Origin of the sequence: Parasphingopyxis sp. (assembly GCF_052168295.1) — a bacterium.
Lineage (GTDB): Bacteria > Pseudomonadota > Alphaproteobacteria > Sphingomonadales > Sphingomonadaceae > Parasphingopyxis.
The window spans coordinates 21,637-36,447 of record NZ_JBQLZN010000091.1; the positions used below are offsets into that span (position 1 = coordinate 21,637).

The window sequence follows — 14,811 nt, forward strand, 5'->3', positions numbered from 1 at the left end:
CGGGGGACGCGTTATGAAGCTCGAACACAGCCATGACCCGGCAGCGATTTCTGCGCGCCTCGCCAAGGGATCGCAGCCCTCCTATGTCCGCGATTTTGTCTATGGCGGGATCGACGGCGCCATTACGACCTTCGCCATCGTGGCCGGAGTCGTGGGCGCGGCGCTGTCCTCGAACATCATCCTGATTCTCGGCCTTGCAAACCTGCTGGCCGACGGTTTTTCGATGGCCGCGAGCAATTATAGCGGGACCAAGACGGTCATCGACAATGCAGAGCGGATCCGGGAGACCGAGGCCCGGCATATCCGGAACGATCCCGACGGCGAGCGCGAGGAGGTCCGGCAAATCCTCGCCAAGACAGGACTATCGGGATCGACGCTCGAAGACGCGGTCCAGTCGATCACCGCCGATCGGCAGCGCTGGATCGATTTCATGGTGACGGAGGAATATGGCCTGGCCCCCATCAATCCATCGCCGCTGCGCGCCGGACTGGCGACCTTCACGGCATTTGCGATTTGCGGCGCCGTTCCGCTGGCGCCATTCCTCCTTGTCGACAGCGCCCCGCTGACATTGTCGATCATCATGACCGGTATCGTGTTTTTCGCGATCGGCGCGGCGAAAAGCCGCTGGGCGCTGTCCGCCTGGTGGCGTTCGGGTCTAGAAACGCTCTTGATCGGTAGCGCGGCCGCAACGCTGGCCTTCGGCACGGGCTGGCTGTTGCGCTCCATATGGAATGTAAGCGTCTGACCCACACGCTGCCATCAATCTCCGACGCGATTCTAGGTCAGAAATTGAAGCCCGCTTCGACGCCGATGATGCGGCGTGGGCCGGGCGAGATGAAGGATCCGCCGAACTCGATCGCCGGGATTACTTCGGCCGGATATTGTTCGTCGAACAGGTTTTCGGCGAAGAACATCAGCCGCCAGCGATCGTTCTGGAAGCCGGCGCGGAAGTTGAACACGGAATAGCTGTTGCGCTGTGTCGCACTGTTGTCCGCATCGCCGACGAAGCTTGGTAGCCCGAGCGCCGAGCCCGGCAGCAGTCCGGAGAAGAGCGTCGGCGTGATCTGGTCCTGCACCGTATGGAACCAGGTCGGCCCGACGATCCGGTAATCGGCACGTACGAGGATATCGAAGTCGCGATGGATCGGCGCGACAACCTGCGTGCCGAGGTTGATCGTATAATCGGGCGTATAGGGCGATTCATTGCCGACCGTATTCGGGCGGGAACTGTTCGCCTTGATTTCCGAATCCGTCCAGTTGAACGAACCGAACACGTCCCAGCCGGGTACGATCTCGACATTGGTGTTGAACTCGACGCCCATCACCTCGACCTCGTCGATATTCGAAACGACGCGCAGCAGACCGAACGGCCCGACGAAGAATTCGAAGAACTGCATGTCGTCGATATCGGTGTAATAGCCGGCGAGATCGAAGGTCCATGGGCCGGACGACCCGCGCAGACCGACTTCGAACGCGCTCGACCGCTCGCGGTTGAACTGGTCCTGGATCAGGATGTTCGTGCCGAGGAACTGGTTGAAATTCTGGTCGACAATCGCGGCCGAACCCTGGTTGTTGAAGCCGCCCGACTTAAAGCCGATGCCCCAGGTCGCGTAGAAATTGATATCGTCGGTCAGCGCGTAGTTCAGGCTGAGCCGCGGCTGGAGCTGGTCGAAACTGGCGTCCTGCGGCTGGATCGGTCCGAAGATCTGGCCCGGGTTGATCGGGCCGCCCGTGATCGGATCGAGCACATTGGGTACGAGATTCTCGACGCTCCGTTCCTCGACATCGTAGCGCAGCGCCGCGCCGAGCGTCAGGCGGCTGGTGACCTCCGCTTCGACCGACCCGAACGCGGCGAACACGTCGGTCGAGAAATCGTCATGGAAGAGCTGCGACGTCGGATTGGCGCTACCGGGCGGATTGAAGAGCTCCTCGATAATGCCCTGGCCGAGGTCCGCACCCAGGCTGACGCCGACCTGGCGGTCGATATGAAGATAATATGCGCCGATCTGCCAGTCGATCGGCCCGTCGCTCGACGAGAGCCGGATCTCGACGCTGATATCCTCCTGATCCCGGATCTGATACTGCGTGCCGTCGCACGTCGTCGGCGAGTAGGGCCCGAAGGTCGAGCCCGTGGCCGGTGCGAAGATGAACGGTATCGGTGTCTGGCCGATGAAACCGGGCTGGTTCACCGGGAATCCCGTCAGCGCCGCCGTGCTGGCGAAACAGGCGTTGGAGACGGCCGTGGAGGTCGCGCTGATCGGCACGGGCGACAGCGCAGCGGAGATATAGCGCGCGAAATCGGCCGACGTCCCATCAGCGGTCAGGCTGTTCTCGATATTCGAATAGAGCGCCCAGGCCGTAAGCTGCATATTGCCGAAATCATGCTCGAGCTTGATCGACGCTTCGAGCGTGTCTTGCGAGTTGGTCGGCCGGATGTTGCTGTAATAGCGGAACTCATGGTCATCGACATCCTCAAAAAAAGCCGGGTTCGCGCCCGCGAAATTCGGCAGGTGGAACGCCGCGTTGAAGTTGATAGACGCGCCCCGCAGCTCGCCATAGCGAACCTTGAAGTCGAGCTCGGTATCGGGGCCGAGTTCGGCCAATAGCCGGCCATTGACGTTCCACACTTCCTGATCGTCGACGACATTGCGGTTGTTGAGGAAGATATTCTCGAAGAAGCCGTCGGTGGAGCGATAGTCGCCGGACAGAACGAAGCCGATCCCGTCGGTCAGCGGCCCGGCGATATAGCCATTGGCCTCCCATGTATTCTGGCTGCCATAGCTGCCCCGCACGCTGCCTTCCAGCACGTCAGACGGGCGCACGGTCGTGATGACGATCGCGCCGGCCGCGGCGTTGCGGCCATAGAGCGCACCCTGCGGGCCTTTGAGTATTTCGACCTGGCGAAGCGTGCCCTGGTCCTGGTTGAGCGCGGCGGTGTTCGTCCGCAGGATGCCGTCGACGACGAGCGCGACCGAGCTTTCCGCGTCGCGCGTGCCGTTGATACCGCGGATGTTGATCTGGCTGTCGCCGGCCTCGGCCGTATTGGTCACGATCGTGACGCCCGGCGTCAGGCCGATGAAATCTTCCGCGCGGCGGATATTCTGGGTTTCGAGCTGATCGCCGGTGAATACCGTGATCGATGCGGGAACATCGGCAAGCGTCTCTTCCTGGCGGCGCGCGGTCACGATGATGGGTGCATTGCCGGAATCCGTTTGCGCGCCGGCGGCGCCGGTCGTCTGCGCCTGGGCCGAGGTTGCGATGGCCATCCCCGCCGTGGCCGCGAGAAGCGTCGGTGCGATCCGGTTGAACATGATAGTCTCCCTGTATCCTTCTTATTCTTGCCGTGTCAGACGAGGACGTTGGCCCCGCTCATGTAAACGTAGACTTCCTGGAACTTGTCGCCCCTGACGCGCCAGAAATTGGTGTTGTAGAGCCGCGTGACGTCGCCATTTTCGTCGGTCAGCACGGCCTCGAACGAGGCGGCGATCCGGCCGTTCTTCTCGTCGACCGTGCAGGTGAAGTCCTTGTGCACGATGGTTTCGTAGCTGCCGAAAAACGTTTCGAACATTTCCCGGATGCCGACCTTGCCCTCGTGGATCGTGTGATCGGTCTGGATCGTGAAGAGCGCGGTGTCGTGGAAGCAGTCGAGCGTCGCGTCCATATTCTTCTGATCGACATTGCCGAAATAGGTCTTGGTCGCGAGTTCGATCAGCTCGTCGCGGTTCAATGTGCTCGGATATTGCATCGCCCTCTCCCCTATTTCAGCAGATTGTCGCCGCTCATATAGACGAACACATTCTGGAATTTGTCGCCCTTGAGGTAGAAGCGGTTGCAGTTCTGATAGACGAGCTCTTCGCCCAGCTCGTTGGGTTCGATCTCGACGGTGAACTGCGAACAGACGGCGTTTTCTTCCGGGTCGACGGTGTGGACGAAATTGCCGTGCCAGATCCGGCCGTTCGTCGAGAACAGCCCTTCGAACATGGTGCGGATGGCATCGATCCCGTCATGCCTGGTGTCCGACGTCATTTCGTGGAGCACGGCGTCGTCATGGAAACAGTCGAGCACCTGATCCATGCGCTTGTTGTCGACGCCGTCGAAATAGCGCTTGGTTACGATATCCACATAATAGGGATAAGGATTGCTCATGCCGTTATCTCCGCGTCTTTGGGCACTTCGGGCGTCGGGAAAGCCTTTTTGCTATGCGTCAGGCCGAGCTCGATGAACGTCTCGAGCATCTTGTAGGCGACGACGCCGGGGTTGATCACCGGGATCGGCAGCTTGGCGTCGAGATGCGCGGCCGACTGGTGCATCGTCGTCGAACCGAGCACGATGACATCGGCGCGATCCTCCTCGATGCAGCGCGTGGCCGCCTCCTCAAGCTTGCCGAAGATCACCTCTTCCTTGCCCGCGAGCAGTTCGGTGACGTCCGGGCGCGTATCGATCGATCGCATCGAAGCGAGCCGCTTTTCGAGGCCATATTCGGTGATCGTCTTCTCGTAGAGCGGGAACCATTCGTCCCACATGGTGAGAATGGAAAACTTCTTGCCCATCATGCAGGCCGCGTAAAAGGCGCTCTCGCCGGGGCCGGCAACCGGGATCGAGAGCCGTGAACGCAGGGCGCGCAAGCCGGAATCGCTGACCGTGTCGATCAGCACGCCGGCATAGCCCTCTTCCTCGGCCTTGATACCGGCCTGGAAAACGGTCCAGTCCATCAACAGCATGTCGTGATAGCTGTCGCCGAGCGCCGCGCCCCAGCTCACCGCCTCGAATACCGGCTCGAATCCGTCGCGGACCAGCGGCGGCGGCAATTGCTCGGCGCGATTGGCGACGCCCGCTTCGTCCATCGGGATCGGAACGATAACCTTGATGCGCTTCACGCGACCCCCTTATGCTGCCTCGTTGATCGACCAATTTGTATATCTAGCGGCCGACACCCGTTTTGTATACAATTTTCACGGAAGGGGACAAGACGGTGATGTCGAGCGCTGCGGATAAAGCCTATTCCGGGATCCGGTCTTTGATCCTCGACGGGACGCTTGCGCCGGGCGAACAGCTCAAGGAAGAGGAGCTCGCCGAGCGAATCGGCGTATCGCGCACACCGATCCGGGACGCGCTCAGGCGGCTGGAAGCCGAGTTCTTCGTCACGCGCAGCGACAGCCAGCGCAGTTTCGTCGCCGACCAGTCGGTCGAGGATATCGACGAGATCTTCACGCTACGCGCCATGTTAGAGGGCCATGCCGCGGCGCGTGCCGCCACGGTCGGCGGGCCGGCGCTAGCCGCCCGCCTGCGCGAAATTGTCGACAAGGCGGGCAATGGCGGCGATGTCGACGCCTTTCTCGATCACAATGCGGATTTCCATGCCGAGATTATCGCGGGCGCGGGATCGGACCGGCTCGCGACCATGCTGGCCAGGCTCGTCAGCCAGCCGATCGTCCATCGCACCGCGCGCGTTTACGACAAGGGCCAGTTCGAGCGCAGCCTGTTCGAGCATCGCGAGCTGGTCGACGCGATCGAGCGCGGCGATGCGGAATGGGCGCGCTCGGTGATGACGAGCCATATTCGGCGCGCCTTCCACGTGTTCGAAGAAGCGGCTCAGGCGCTCAAGCGCGAGAAATAGGCGAGCGTCTCGTCGACGCTCAGCATGTCGGCATATTTGGCCTTGAGGTCGAAGATATTGGCGTCGTGCACGGCCTGATCCCGATCGCCGCACGCCTCGGGCACGACAAGCGGGATAAAGCCGTACTGCAGCGCATCGAGCGCCGACGCGCGGACGCAACCGGAGGTCGACAGCCCGGTAATCACGCAGCAATCGACGCCCATCTCGCGCAGGGTTTCCGCGAGACCGGTATCGAAAAAGGCGCTCGGATATTGTTTCGTCACCACGCGCTCGTCTGGCGCCGGTTGCAGGGACGGCGGAAACGCACCGAGCGGACTCCCGCGATCGAACACCTTGAGCGCGTCGATCTTGCGGTAGAAATGGCCGCCATTGGCGCCGCCGGGTTCATATTCCACGTTGGTCCAGATCACGGGAATATCGGCGTCGCGCGCTGCGCGCACCAGCTTCTCGTTGACCTTCAGCTCGGCCTCAACACTCGCATAGAGCGGTGAATCTTCGTCCAGATAGGCCATGACGAAATCGATGACGAGCAGCACGGGGCGTTCCCCGAAGCCCAGGCTCTTGTTGAAACCCGCTTGCGCATAATCCGCATCCAGCGCGGTCATGGCCAGATGATCCCGCGCGTGAGATGAGCGATACATGTCATCAGGTAATCCCTTCCCGCTATAGCACCCGGCAGCCTAATCGAAGGAAGGGGACGCAACAATGGCGCGCTTGGAGCCGACCATTTCGCCGCGCCTGAGTGATCAGCACACACCTTCGCAAAGCCTTGATTTCGGGGCGTTTCGCTAGTCCCCGTCAGGCTCCTTGCGCGCTTCGGCGAGGGCCAATATCGGCAGCAACACGAAGCCGCCCACCATCGCCGCGAAGACACCGAGGGAAGCGTTGGCCCTCATGCCGAAAGCATCGGTTACGAAGAGCACCGCGGCGACGGGCATCAGCGTGCGGCTGCCCCAGCGCATCAGGAATGTTACGAGCCCGCGCTTCGGCAGCACGAAGCTGAAAGCGACGAGCGCCGCCGCCGCGACATGCAGTTTCATGCCGGAAACGAAAACGTGAAGCGCCACCCGATCGCCCGTGATTTTCTCGCCCGCACCGGCCAGGCCGAGCGAACCGAGCATCAGCAGGTTTTCCGAAATGTCCAGCATCATGGCCGCGATAATGCCGCCCCCCGCGGCCCACGCCGCAGCCGGGCAATGACTGCGAAATCCGATCGCGGCGAAGGAGGTTGCACCGGTGTAGGCTAGCGCGAACAGACCGTCGAAGAACAACGCGTAACGCAGCGCCGGTTCCGCACCGCTGAGGATTGCCGCGAAGCCCGCCGGGTCTGAAAAGACTTCGAGCGGATCCTGCGCCCCGGCGCCCGACGTGGCGATGATCACCGCCGTGCCGGCCAGGGCCAGCACTAGCGCCACGACGCTGAAGGCGGCGGCGGCGCGTAGCGATGCGGCTGGCGTCATCCTGTCCTCCTCCGGCGCAATCTTTCGCCAATGCGCGGTGTCTGACGCTATACCAGATACAGGCAGACAGGGCACTACGGAGCATGGGGGGGGGGGGATGCCCCGCGCAGCCTTTGTGCTCCCTAGATAATGCCGCGTTCTTCGAGATCGGCCCGTGTGGCCGAATCCATGCCGAGCAGCTCGCCATAGACCGCCTCGTTATGTTCGCCGAGCTCGGGCCCGACCCATTCCACCTTGCCCGGTGTCGCGGAGAGTTTCGGCGCGACATTCTGCATCACGAAATTCTCATGTTTCGGATGATCGACCTCGATCAGCGCCTCGCGCGCCTCGAACTGCGGATCGTGCAGCATTTCCGGCGCGCGATAGATATTGCCGGCGGGTACGCCATGCTCCTCGCACAGCGTGAGCACTTCAGCGCTCGTTCGCTCCTTCGTCCATTCGCCGATCAGCTCGTCGAGTTCGGCCTGGCGCTCGCCGCGCGCCATATGGCTGTTGTAGCGCGGATCATCGCCGAGTTCGGGCATGCCCATCATCGCCGCCATCCGCTTCCAGACGCTGTCCTGATTGCCCGCCACGAGCACGCTGCCGTCCTTGGTCGGATAGACGTTGGACGGCGCAACCTTGGGCAGGATCGAACCCGTCCGTTCACGGATATGCCCAGCCACCGTATATTCGGGTACGGTCGATTCCATCATCGCCAGCACGGCCTCGTAGATCGCCGAATCGACGATCTGGCCCTGCCCCGTATTGTGGCGATGGTTGAGCGCCATCATCGCACCGAGGCACGCATAGGTCGCCGCCAGCGAATCTCCGATCGACAGGCCCGCGCGGCTCGGCGGCCGGTCCGGCTCGCCGGCGATATAGCGCATGCCGCCCATCGCCTCGCCGATCCCGCCATAGCCGGCGCGCGCGGAATAAGGGCCGGTCTGCCCATAGCCCGACACGCGGATCATGATCAGCGCCTCGTTGATCGCATGCAGCGTGTCCCAGCCGAGATTCCATTTTTCCATCGTGCCGGGCCGGAAATTTTCGAGCAGGAAATCGCTCTTCGCCGCCAGTTTCTTGACGATCTCTTGGCCTTCCCTCTCGCGCAGGTTGAGCGTGATCGACTGCTTGTTGCGCGCGACGACCGAGAACCAGAGCGGGATACCCTGCCCCCAGGCGCGCATCGCGTCGCCCACCTTGGGCGGCTCGATCTTGATCACTTCGGCGCCGTGATCGGCCATCAGCTGGCCGCAGAAAGGGCCCGCGATCAGCTGGCCCATTTCGATGAGTCGCAGCCCGTCCAATGCGCCGTGCGCCATGCCCCTAATCTCCTTCAGCGATGGAACGGCTATACAAGCCGATACCCTCTTTGTATACAAAAGCGATGTCCAAAAAAGTCCGCCTGGTGGAAGTCGGCCCGCGCGACGGGTTGCAGAACGAGCCCGAGATCGTCTCGACGGCGGACAAGATCGCACTGATCGAGAAGATGTATGAAGCCGGCCTGCGCCGTTTCGAGGCGGCGAGCTTCGTCCATCCGAAACGCGTGCCGCAAATGGCCGATGCCGAGGAAGTGATCGCCGGCCTGCCCGACCATGCAGACGCCAGCTATATCGGGCTGTGCCTGAACAAGCGCGGCGTGCTCCGCGCGCTTGCGACGCGCGAGGGCGGAAAACGCGGCGTCGACGAAGTGGGCTGCGTCGTCGTTGCCAGCGACACGTTCGGGCAGAAGAATCAGGGCCAGACGATCGCCGAGGGGATTGCCGAGAACACGGACATGATCCGTTTCGCCAAGGCCGAAGGGATGATCGCGCAGGTGACGATTTCGGCGGCATTCGGCTGCCCGTTCGAGGGCGATGTGCCGCAGAGCCGCGTCGTCGACATGGCGAAGGCGATGGCGGAAGCCGAACCCGCGGAGATCGCGATCGCCGATACGATCGGAGTCGGCGTGCCGCAGCAGATGACGGATTTGGCCGGCGCGGTACGCGAAGCGATACCCGCGTCCATTCCGCTGCGCGCCCATCTGCACGACACGCGCAACACGGGCATCGCCAATGCCTGGGCGGCGGTCGAGGCCGGGATCGAGACGATCGATGCGTCGCTCGGCGGGCTGGGCGGCTGCCCGTTCGCGCCCAACGCGACCGGCAATATCGCGACCGAGGATGTCGTGTATCTGCTGGAACAATCGGGCGTCAATACCGGCGTCGATCTCGACAAGGCCATCGCCTGCAACCGCTGGTTCGCGACCGTGATGGGCCGCGAACTCCCGTCGCTCGTCGCGCGGGCCGCCTGAATTCAATGAGGGGATAAGACCATATGAGCTACCGTTTGGGCTGCGATGTCGGCGGCACCTTTACCGACCTGCTGATCATCGATGAGGAAACCGGCCATACGGTCCGAGACAAGCTCCCCTCGACGCCGCACGACCCGTCCGAAGCGGTGGTGAACGGCGCCAAGGCATTATGCGAGCGCGAGAATATCGATCCTGCGTCGCTCTCGCTCTTCCTGCATGGTACAACGGTCGCAACCAATGCGGTGCTCGAAGGCAAGATCGCCCGGGTCGGGCTGGTCGTCACCGAAGGTTATCGCGACATTCTGCAGATCGCCCGCAGCCTTGTGCCCGGCGGCCTCGCCGCCTGGATCATCTGGCCCAAGCCCGAACCGATGGCGCCGCTCGAATGCACGATCGAGGTGCCCGAACGGATCGGGGCCGACGGATCGGTTGTCCGCGAACTCGACGAGGTGGCGCTCAGGCAGCGGCTGGAGGCGTTGAAGGCCGACGAGGAGATCGAGGCGCTGACGATCTGCCTCATCAACAGCTATGTGAACGAGGCGCATGAGCGTCGCGTGGCCGAAATCTGCGCCGAGGTCTTCCCGGACCTTCCAGTGTCGGTATCCGCCGACATCCTGCCGGAAATGCAGGAATATGAGCGCGCGGTGACGACCGTAGCGAACAGCGCGGTGCGCCCGACCGTCGCCCGCTATGTCGGCAATCTCAAGGACGAGATCGCCGATTGGGGCGCGACGGCGAAGCTGAACCTGCTGCGCTCGGACGGTGGACTGATGTCAGCCGACAAGAGCAGCGCGGCGCCGGTGAACCTCCTCATGAGCGGACCTGCCGGCGGCGTCGCCGGAGCGGTCTGGGTCGCCAAGAATGCGGGCGTCGAGAATGTGCTCACGCTCGACATGGGCGGAACGTCGACCGATGTCGCGCTGATCGAGAACGGCCAGGCACGGCTCCAGCGCGAGACCTCGGTCGGCGATCTCAACGTCCGCGCCTCCTCGGTCGATGTGAAGACAGTCGGCGCGGGCGGCGGCTCGATCGCGTTTGTCCCCGAACTCACCGGCGCCTTGCGCGTCGGCCCAGAAAGCGCGGGCGCAGTGCCCGGCCCGGTCGCCTATGGCAAGGGCGGCGAGGCGCCGACCGTGACCGATGCCAATGTCGTGCTCGGTTATCTCCCCGAAGCGCTGCTGGGCGGCAGCTTCCAACTCGACCGCAAGGGCGCCGAGGCCGCGGTGCAGACGATCGCCGACGCGCTCGATATCGGCCTGATGGAGGCGGCTGCGGGTATAATCGACATCGTCAACGAGAATATGTTCGGCGCGCTCCGGCTCGTCTCCGTCCAGCAGGGCTACGACCCCCGCGATTTCGCGCTGATGGCGTTCGGCGGCGCGGGGCCGCTGCACGGCAACGCGATGGGCAAGCTGATGGGGAGCTGGCCGGTTATCATCCCGCCCTCCCCCGGCGTGCTCTGCGCCTATGGCGATGCGACGACGCGCCAGCGGGTCGAAACTCAGCGTAGCTTCAACACGCTCGCGCAGAATACGAGCGATGCCGATCTCAAGGCGCTGCTCGACGAGCTCGGCGCGCAAGTCAGCGAAGAGCTGGTAGCCGAAGGTGTGGAGCCCGGCGATGTCGAACTCAAATACGAGGTCGATATCCGCTATTCGGGCCAGGCCTTTGAAATCCCCTTGTCGATCGACCCGGACGGTTTCGCCATCGCGGCGCTGACCGGCGAATTCGATACCGAGCATGAGCGGCTCTTCACCTTCAACCTTTCCCTGCCGCACGAGCTGGTCAACATCCGCGCGGTCGCGCTCGGCAAGGCGGCCAATGTCGCGGCCGAGACGATCGAAAAAGGCGATGGCGACCCTTCCGCCGCCAAGCTGCGCGACCATGAGCTCTACATGGAGGGCGAGATGCGGCCCGCAGTGATCTACAATCGGGCCAAGCTGCGCGCGGGCGATATCGTGCCCGGTCCGGCCGTGATCACGGAAATGGATTCAACAACATTGATCTACAATGACCATGAGGCGCGCGTCGACGATCATGGCAACCTCTTGATCAACCCGGCATAAAGGAGGCGCGCGATGCCAGCCCAGATTATCGAAACCAACACCGCCCCCTTCGCCACCGTCGATGTCGACCCGGTAACACTCGACATCATGGAGAATGCGCTGCGCAATGCGCGGATCGAGATGGATGCGACGCTCGTGCGCACCGCCATGTCGCCCGGCATCCGCGAACAGGGCGACGCCTTCCCGCTGATCGCCGACCGGTCCGGCAAGATGATCGTCGGCCAGTTCGGCAGCTTCATCGACGGCTTCCTGCGCGCCTATGACGGGACGATCGAGGAAGGCGACATGATCTTCCTCTCCGATCCCTATAGCTGCGAAGGCGCGGTCAGCCACAACAACGACTGGCTCGTGCTGCTGCCCGTATTCCGCGGGGGGAGACTGGTGGCCTGGACTGCGATGTTCGGCCACCAGTCCGACATCGGCGGCAAGGTTGCCGGCTCGATCCCGATCGACAGCCGCAGCGTCTATGAGGAAGGCGTCCGCATCCCGCCCGTGAAGATTTACAAACAGGGCGAGTATAACGAAGACCTCGTCAAGCTCGTCCTCCACCAGAGCCGCAAGCCAGACTGGTGTGCGGCCGACCTCAACGCACTGATCGCCTCCTGCCGCGTCGCCGCACGCCGCGTCGACGAGATGTGCGAACGGTTCGGCGAAGACATGTTCGCCTCGGCGACGGACATGCTGCTGGAGCGAAACTACCGCGCGATGAAGGCGTTGATCGCGGAATCGATCGGCGAGGAGAAGGTCAATTTCTCCGACTATATCTGCGACGACGGCGTCGGGAACGGGCCGTACAAGATCAGCTGCACCATGTGGCGCGAGGGCGACAAGGTGATCCTCGATTTCGAGGGCACCGATCCGCAGGCGCCGAGCTCGATCAATTTCTATCTCAACGAAAACATGTTTAAGATGTTCTTCGGCATCTACATGATCATGGTCTTCGACCCGCAAATTCTGTTCAACGACGGCTTCTACGACCTGATCGAGGTTCGTATTCCCGAAGGGTCGCTGCTCAAACCGAAATATCCGGCGGCGCTCGCCGGGCGCACCCATGCGCTGGGCCGCATCTTCGATATTCTGGGCGGTCTGCTTGGCCAGAAAACGCCCGAATTCCTCAATGCAGCGGGTTTCTCGTCGAGCCCGCATCTCATGTATTCGGGCTTCGACAAGAAAGGCGAGTGGTTCCAGCTCTTCCAGATCGGGTTCGGCGGAATACCCGGCCGGCCGCTCGGCGACGGGCCGGACGGGCATTCGCTCTGGCCGGGCTTCACCAACGTGCCCAATGAGTTTCTGGAACGCTATTTTCCGCTCAGGATCGAGCGATACGAAGCACTCGCCGATAGCGGCGGAGCCGGCCTCCACCGCGGCGGTAACGGTATCAAGATGACCTATCGGTTCCTCGAACCGGGCACGGTCGCGATTCATGACGATCGCTGGTTTACTTATCCCTGGGGCGTGAATGGTGGAGAACCGGGGCAGCGGGCAACGAAGATCTTGGAACGCGCCGATGGCAGCGAAGAAGTCGTCGGCAACAAGCAGGACGGGATCGAGGTGAAGGAAGGCGACCTCCTGCACTTCATCACCTGGGGCGGCGGTGGCTGGGGCGATCCGCTCGAGCGCGATCCGGCATTGGTGTCACTCGAAATCCGCCAAGGCCTTGTCACCCCGGACGGCGCGCGCGCCTATGGCGTTGTCGCGGATGCAGGCGGCACCGTTGACGAAGCGGCTACCGAAACGCTCCGCGAAGAGATGCGCGCCGCGCGGACCGAAGGAAACAGTCCGTTCAACACCGGACCCGACATCGCCACGCTGCGCGCCAACTGCGAAGCGGAGACGGGGTTGCCGGCGCCGAAGCAACCGGTCTGGTCCACTTAGCGAGCGAGTTACAGCCAGGGCACGGCCAGTGCCGACACAAAACATGACGCGCTGCTGGGCGTCAGGATCGGCAGTATCCTGATATTGACCTCGACCGCATCTCCTCGTAACTGACTATTATTATAATAGAGGGGATGGCCATGCGGAATATGTTGGGGCTCGCGACTGCGCTCGCGTTGGGCATAGCGGCTCCCGTCGGCGGAGCAGCAGCTTCCACTGACACGCCCGCACTTTGCGCCATCAATGGCGATCCGGTTCGGCCGAGTTTCGATGATGCGATGCATGCGCGGCTCGCGGCGACGCTGCGCGACATGGTCGATCGCGGCATTGCGCCTGGCGTTGTGATGATGGTCGAGCAGGATGGCGAGCGTGTGTTTTCGTTCGCTTACGGCATGGCCGATGCCGAACACGGCCGCGAAATTGCCGAGGACACGATTTTCCGGCTCTATTCGATGACCAAGCCGGTGACGTCTGTCGTTGCGCTGCAGCTGGTATCCGAAGGCCGCCTATCGCTCGACGATCCTGTGGCGCGCTACCTTCCTGAATTCGCCGAAGCTACCGTCTATTCGGGAGACGACGGATCGGCGCCGGTCCCGCTGGACCGGCCGGTTACGATCCGCGATCTGCTGCGCCACAGCGCCGGCCTCACCTACCGGACCGCTGAGGACAATCCGGCCGGGCCGGTCTATGCGATGCGCGGCATTCCCGCCGGTCCCGGCGTCGACCAGCCGCCGGCAGACGGCAGTGCACCCGTCGCTTCGCTGGACGAACTCGTCCGGCGCGTCGCGCAGATCCCTTTGCTCCACCAGCCCGGCGCGGACTTCACCTATGGCAATGCGACCGATGTGCTCGGACGCATTATCGAAGTCGTGACCGGCGACACGCTCGGCACGGTGTTCGAGCGCCGGATATTCGATCCGCTGGATATGGCGTCGACCTACTTCCAGGTGCCAGCGGAAGATACCGGGCGGCTGTCGAGCGCCTATGTCGCGCCACCGCAATTTCCCGAACGCACGCGGGGCGTGATGGGCAGTGTACCGCTCGCCGAGCTCGGCGCGGCAACGCTCACCCCCGTCGATGACGCCGAAAACAGCATGTTTCTCGGATCGCCGACCATCGAATATGGCGGAGCCGGACTGGCCGGTACGGCTGGCGACTATCTGCGCTTCACCCAAGCCGTGCGTGAGAACCGCGTGAGGGAAGGCATGCAGCTTCTGCCGCCCGAACTCGCCACCATGATGCGCAACAACCAGCTCGCGCCAGAAGCGCGGTCCGACGATCCGACCTTGCGCGGATTGGGCTTCGGCTATGGCTTCGCTGTCCGCCTCTCCCCGACCGAGACGGCGCCCGCATTCCCGCAATGCGGCTATTTCTGGGGCGGCGCGGCCTCGACCAATTTCTGGATCGATCCGGGCTCGGGAACCTCCGGCGTATTCATGACACAGGTCTTTGGCGGCGATGTGAAGAGCTATTGGATCGAGGTGCTGCGCATTCTCTATTCTAGCGCGGAATAGCTGG

The 14,811-nt window shown here is 62.9% G+C and carries 13 protein-coding genes; 6 read left to right on the forward strand and 7 right to left on the reverse strand.

What is annotated here, in order from left to right; all coding sequences use genetic code 11:
• The first annotated feature begins 13 nt into the window (after window positions 1–13).
• Window positions 14–745 carry a VIT1/CCC1 transporter family protein gene (locus ACTS1Z_RS15990; RefSeq protein WP_442625476.1) on the forward strand — a complete coding sequence of 244 codons (732 nt, stop codon included), beginning with the start codon at window positions 14–16 and terminating at the stop codon, window positions 743–745.
• 37 nt (window positions 746–782) lie between these two features.
• Here the strand turns inward: ACTS1Z_RS15990 and ACTS1Z_RS15995 are convergent, their stop codons facing one another.
• Genes ACTS1Z_RS15995 through ACTS1Z_RS16010 form a run of 4 tightly spaced genes read right to left on the reverse strand, consistent with a single transcriptional unit; the run spans window position 783 to window position 4,877 of the window.
• Window positions 783–3,311, reverse strand: a complete 2,529-nt coding sequence (locus ACTS1Z_RS15995) for a TonB-dependent receptor (RefSeq protein ID WP_442625477.1) — start codon at window positions 3,309–3,311, stop codon at window positions 783–785.
• 35 nt (window positions 3,312–3,346) lie between these two features.
• Window positions 3,347–3,745: a nuclear transport factor 2 family protein gene (locus ACTS1Z_RS16000; RefSeq protein ID WP_442625478.1), complete on the reverse strand. Its 399-nt coding sequence runs from the start codon at window positions 3,743–3,745 to the stop codon at window positions 3,347–3,349.
• An 11-nt stretch (window positions 3,746–3,756) separates the two neighbouring features.
• Entirely contained in the window at window positions 3,757–4,146 is a 390-nt protein-coding gene (locus ACTS1Z_RS16005) for a nuclear transport factor 2 family protein (protein WP_442625479.1), read from the reverse strand.
• Complete coding sequence (locus ACTS1Z_RS16010) at window positions 4,143–4,877, reverse strand: aspartate/glutamate racemase family protein (RefSeq protein WP_442625480.1); 735 nt, start codon at window positions 4,875–4,877, stop codon at window positions 4,143–4,145. Before ACTS1Z_RS16010 ends, ACTS1Z_RS16005 begins: the two co-directional genes overlap by 4 nt.
• Before the next feature lie 98 nt (window positions 4,878–4,975).
• On the opposite strand from ACTS1Z_RS16010, the gene ACTS1Z_RS16015 reads away from it, so the two are divergent.
• Entirely contained in the window at window positions 4,976–5,617 is a 642-nt protein-coding gene (locus ACTS1Z_RS16015) for a GntR family transcriptional regulator (RefSeq protein ID WP_442625481.1), read from the forward strand.
• Here ACTS1Z_RS16015 and ACTS1Z_RS16020 read toward each other — a convergent pair.
• The 3 genes from ACTS1Z_RS16020 to ACTS1Z_RS16030 form a co-directional block, all read right to left on the reverse strand.
• Window positions 5,593–6,222 (reverse strand): isochorismatase family protein, encoded by a 630-nt coding sequence (locus tag ACTS1Z_RS16020; protein WP_442625482.1) that lies wholly within the window; start codon window positions 6,220–6,222, stop codon window positions 5,593–5,595. The two genes, ACTS1Z_RS16015 and ACTS1Z_RS16020, sit on opposite strands and share 25 nt — an antisense overlap.
• Before the next feature lie 183 nt (window positions 6,223–6,405).
• The gene (locus tag ACTS1Z_RS16025) at window positions 6,406–7,077 is read right to left on the reverse strand and encodes a hypothetical protein (RefSeq protein WP_442625483.1); all 672 of its coding nucleotides are present in this window, start codon (window positions 7,075–7,077) and stop codon (window positions 6,406–6,408) included.
• 122 nt (window positions 7,078–7,199) lie between these two features.
• Entirely contained in the window at window positions 7,200–8,381 is a 1,182-nt protein-coding gene (locus tag ACTS1Z_RS16030; protein WP_442625484.1) for a CaiB/BaiF CoA transferase family protein, read from the reverse strand.
• Between the two features lie 65 nt (window positions 8,382–8,446).
• On the opposite strand from ACTS1Z_RS16030, the gene ACTS1Z_RS16035 reads away from it, so the two are divergent.
• From ACTS1Z_RS16035 to ACTS1Z_RS16050, 4 genes are all read left to right on the forward strand, one after another.
• Complete coding sequence (locus ACTS1Z_RS16035; RefSeq protein WP_442625485.1) at window positions 8,447–9,352, forward strand: hydroxymethylglutaryl-CoA lyase; 906 nt, start codon at window positions 8,447–8,449, stop codon at window positions 9,350–9,352.
• 23 nt (window positions 9,353–9,375) lie between these two features.
• Window positions 9,376–11,418: a hydantoinase/oxoprolinase family protein gene (locus ACTS1Z_RS16040; protein ID WP_442625486.1), complete on the forward strand. Its 2,043-nt coding sequence runs from the start codon at window positions 9,376–9,378 to the stop codon at window positions 11,416–11,418.
• 12 nt (window positions 11,419–11,430) lie between these two features.
• Entirely contained in the window at window positions 11,431–13,293 is a 1,863-nt protein-coding gene (locus ACTS1Z_RS16045; RefSeq protein WP_442625487.1) for a hydantoinase B/oxoprolinase family protein, read from the forward strand.
• Window positions 13,294–13,433: 140 nt separating this feature from the next.
• Window positions 13,434–14,807, forward strand: a complete 1,374-nt coding sequence (locus ACTS1Z_RS16050; protein ID WP_442625488.1) for a serine hydrolase domain-containing protein — start codon at window positions 13,434–13,436, stop codon at window positions 14,805–14,807.
• Window positions 14,808–14,811: the final 4 nt, after the last annotated feature.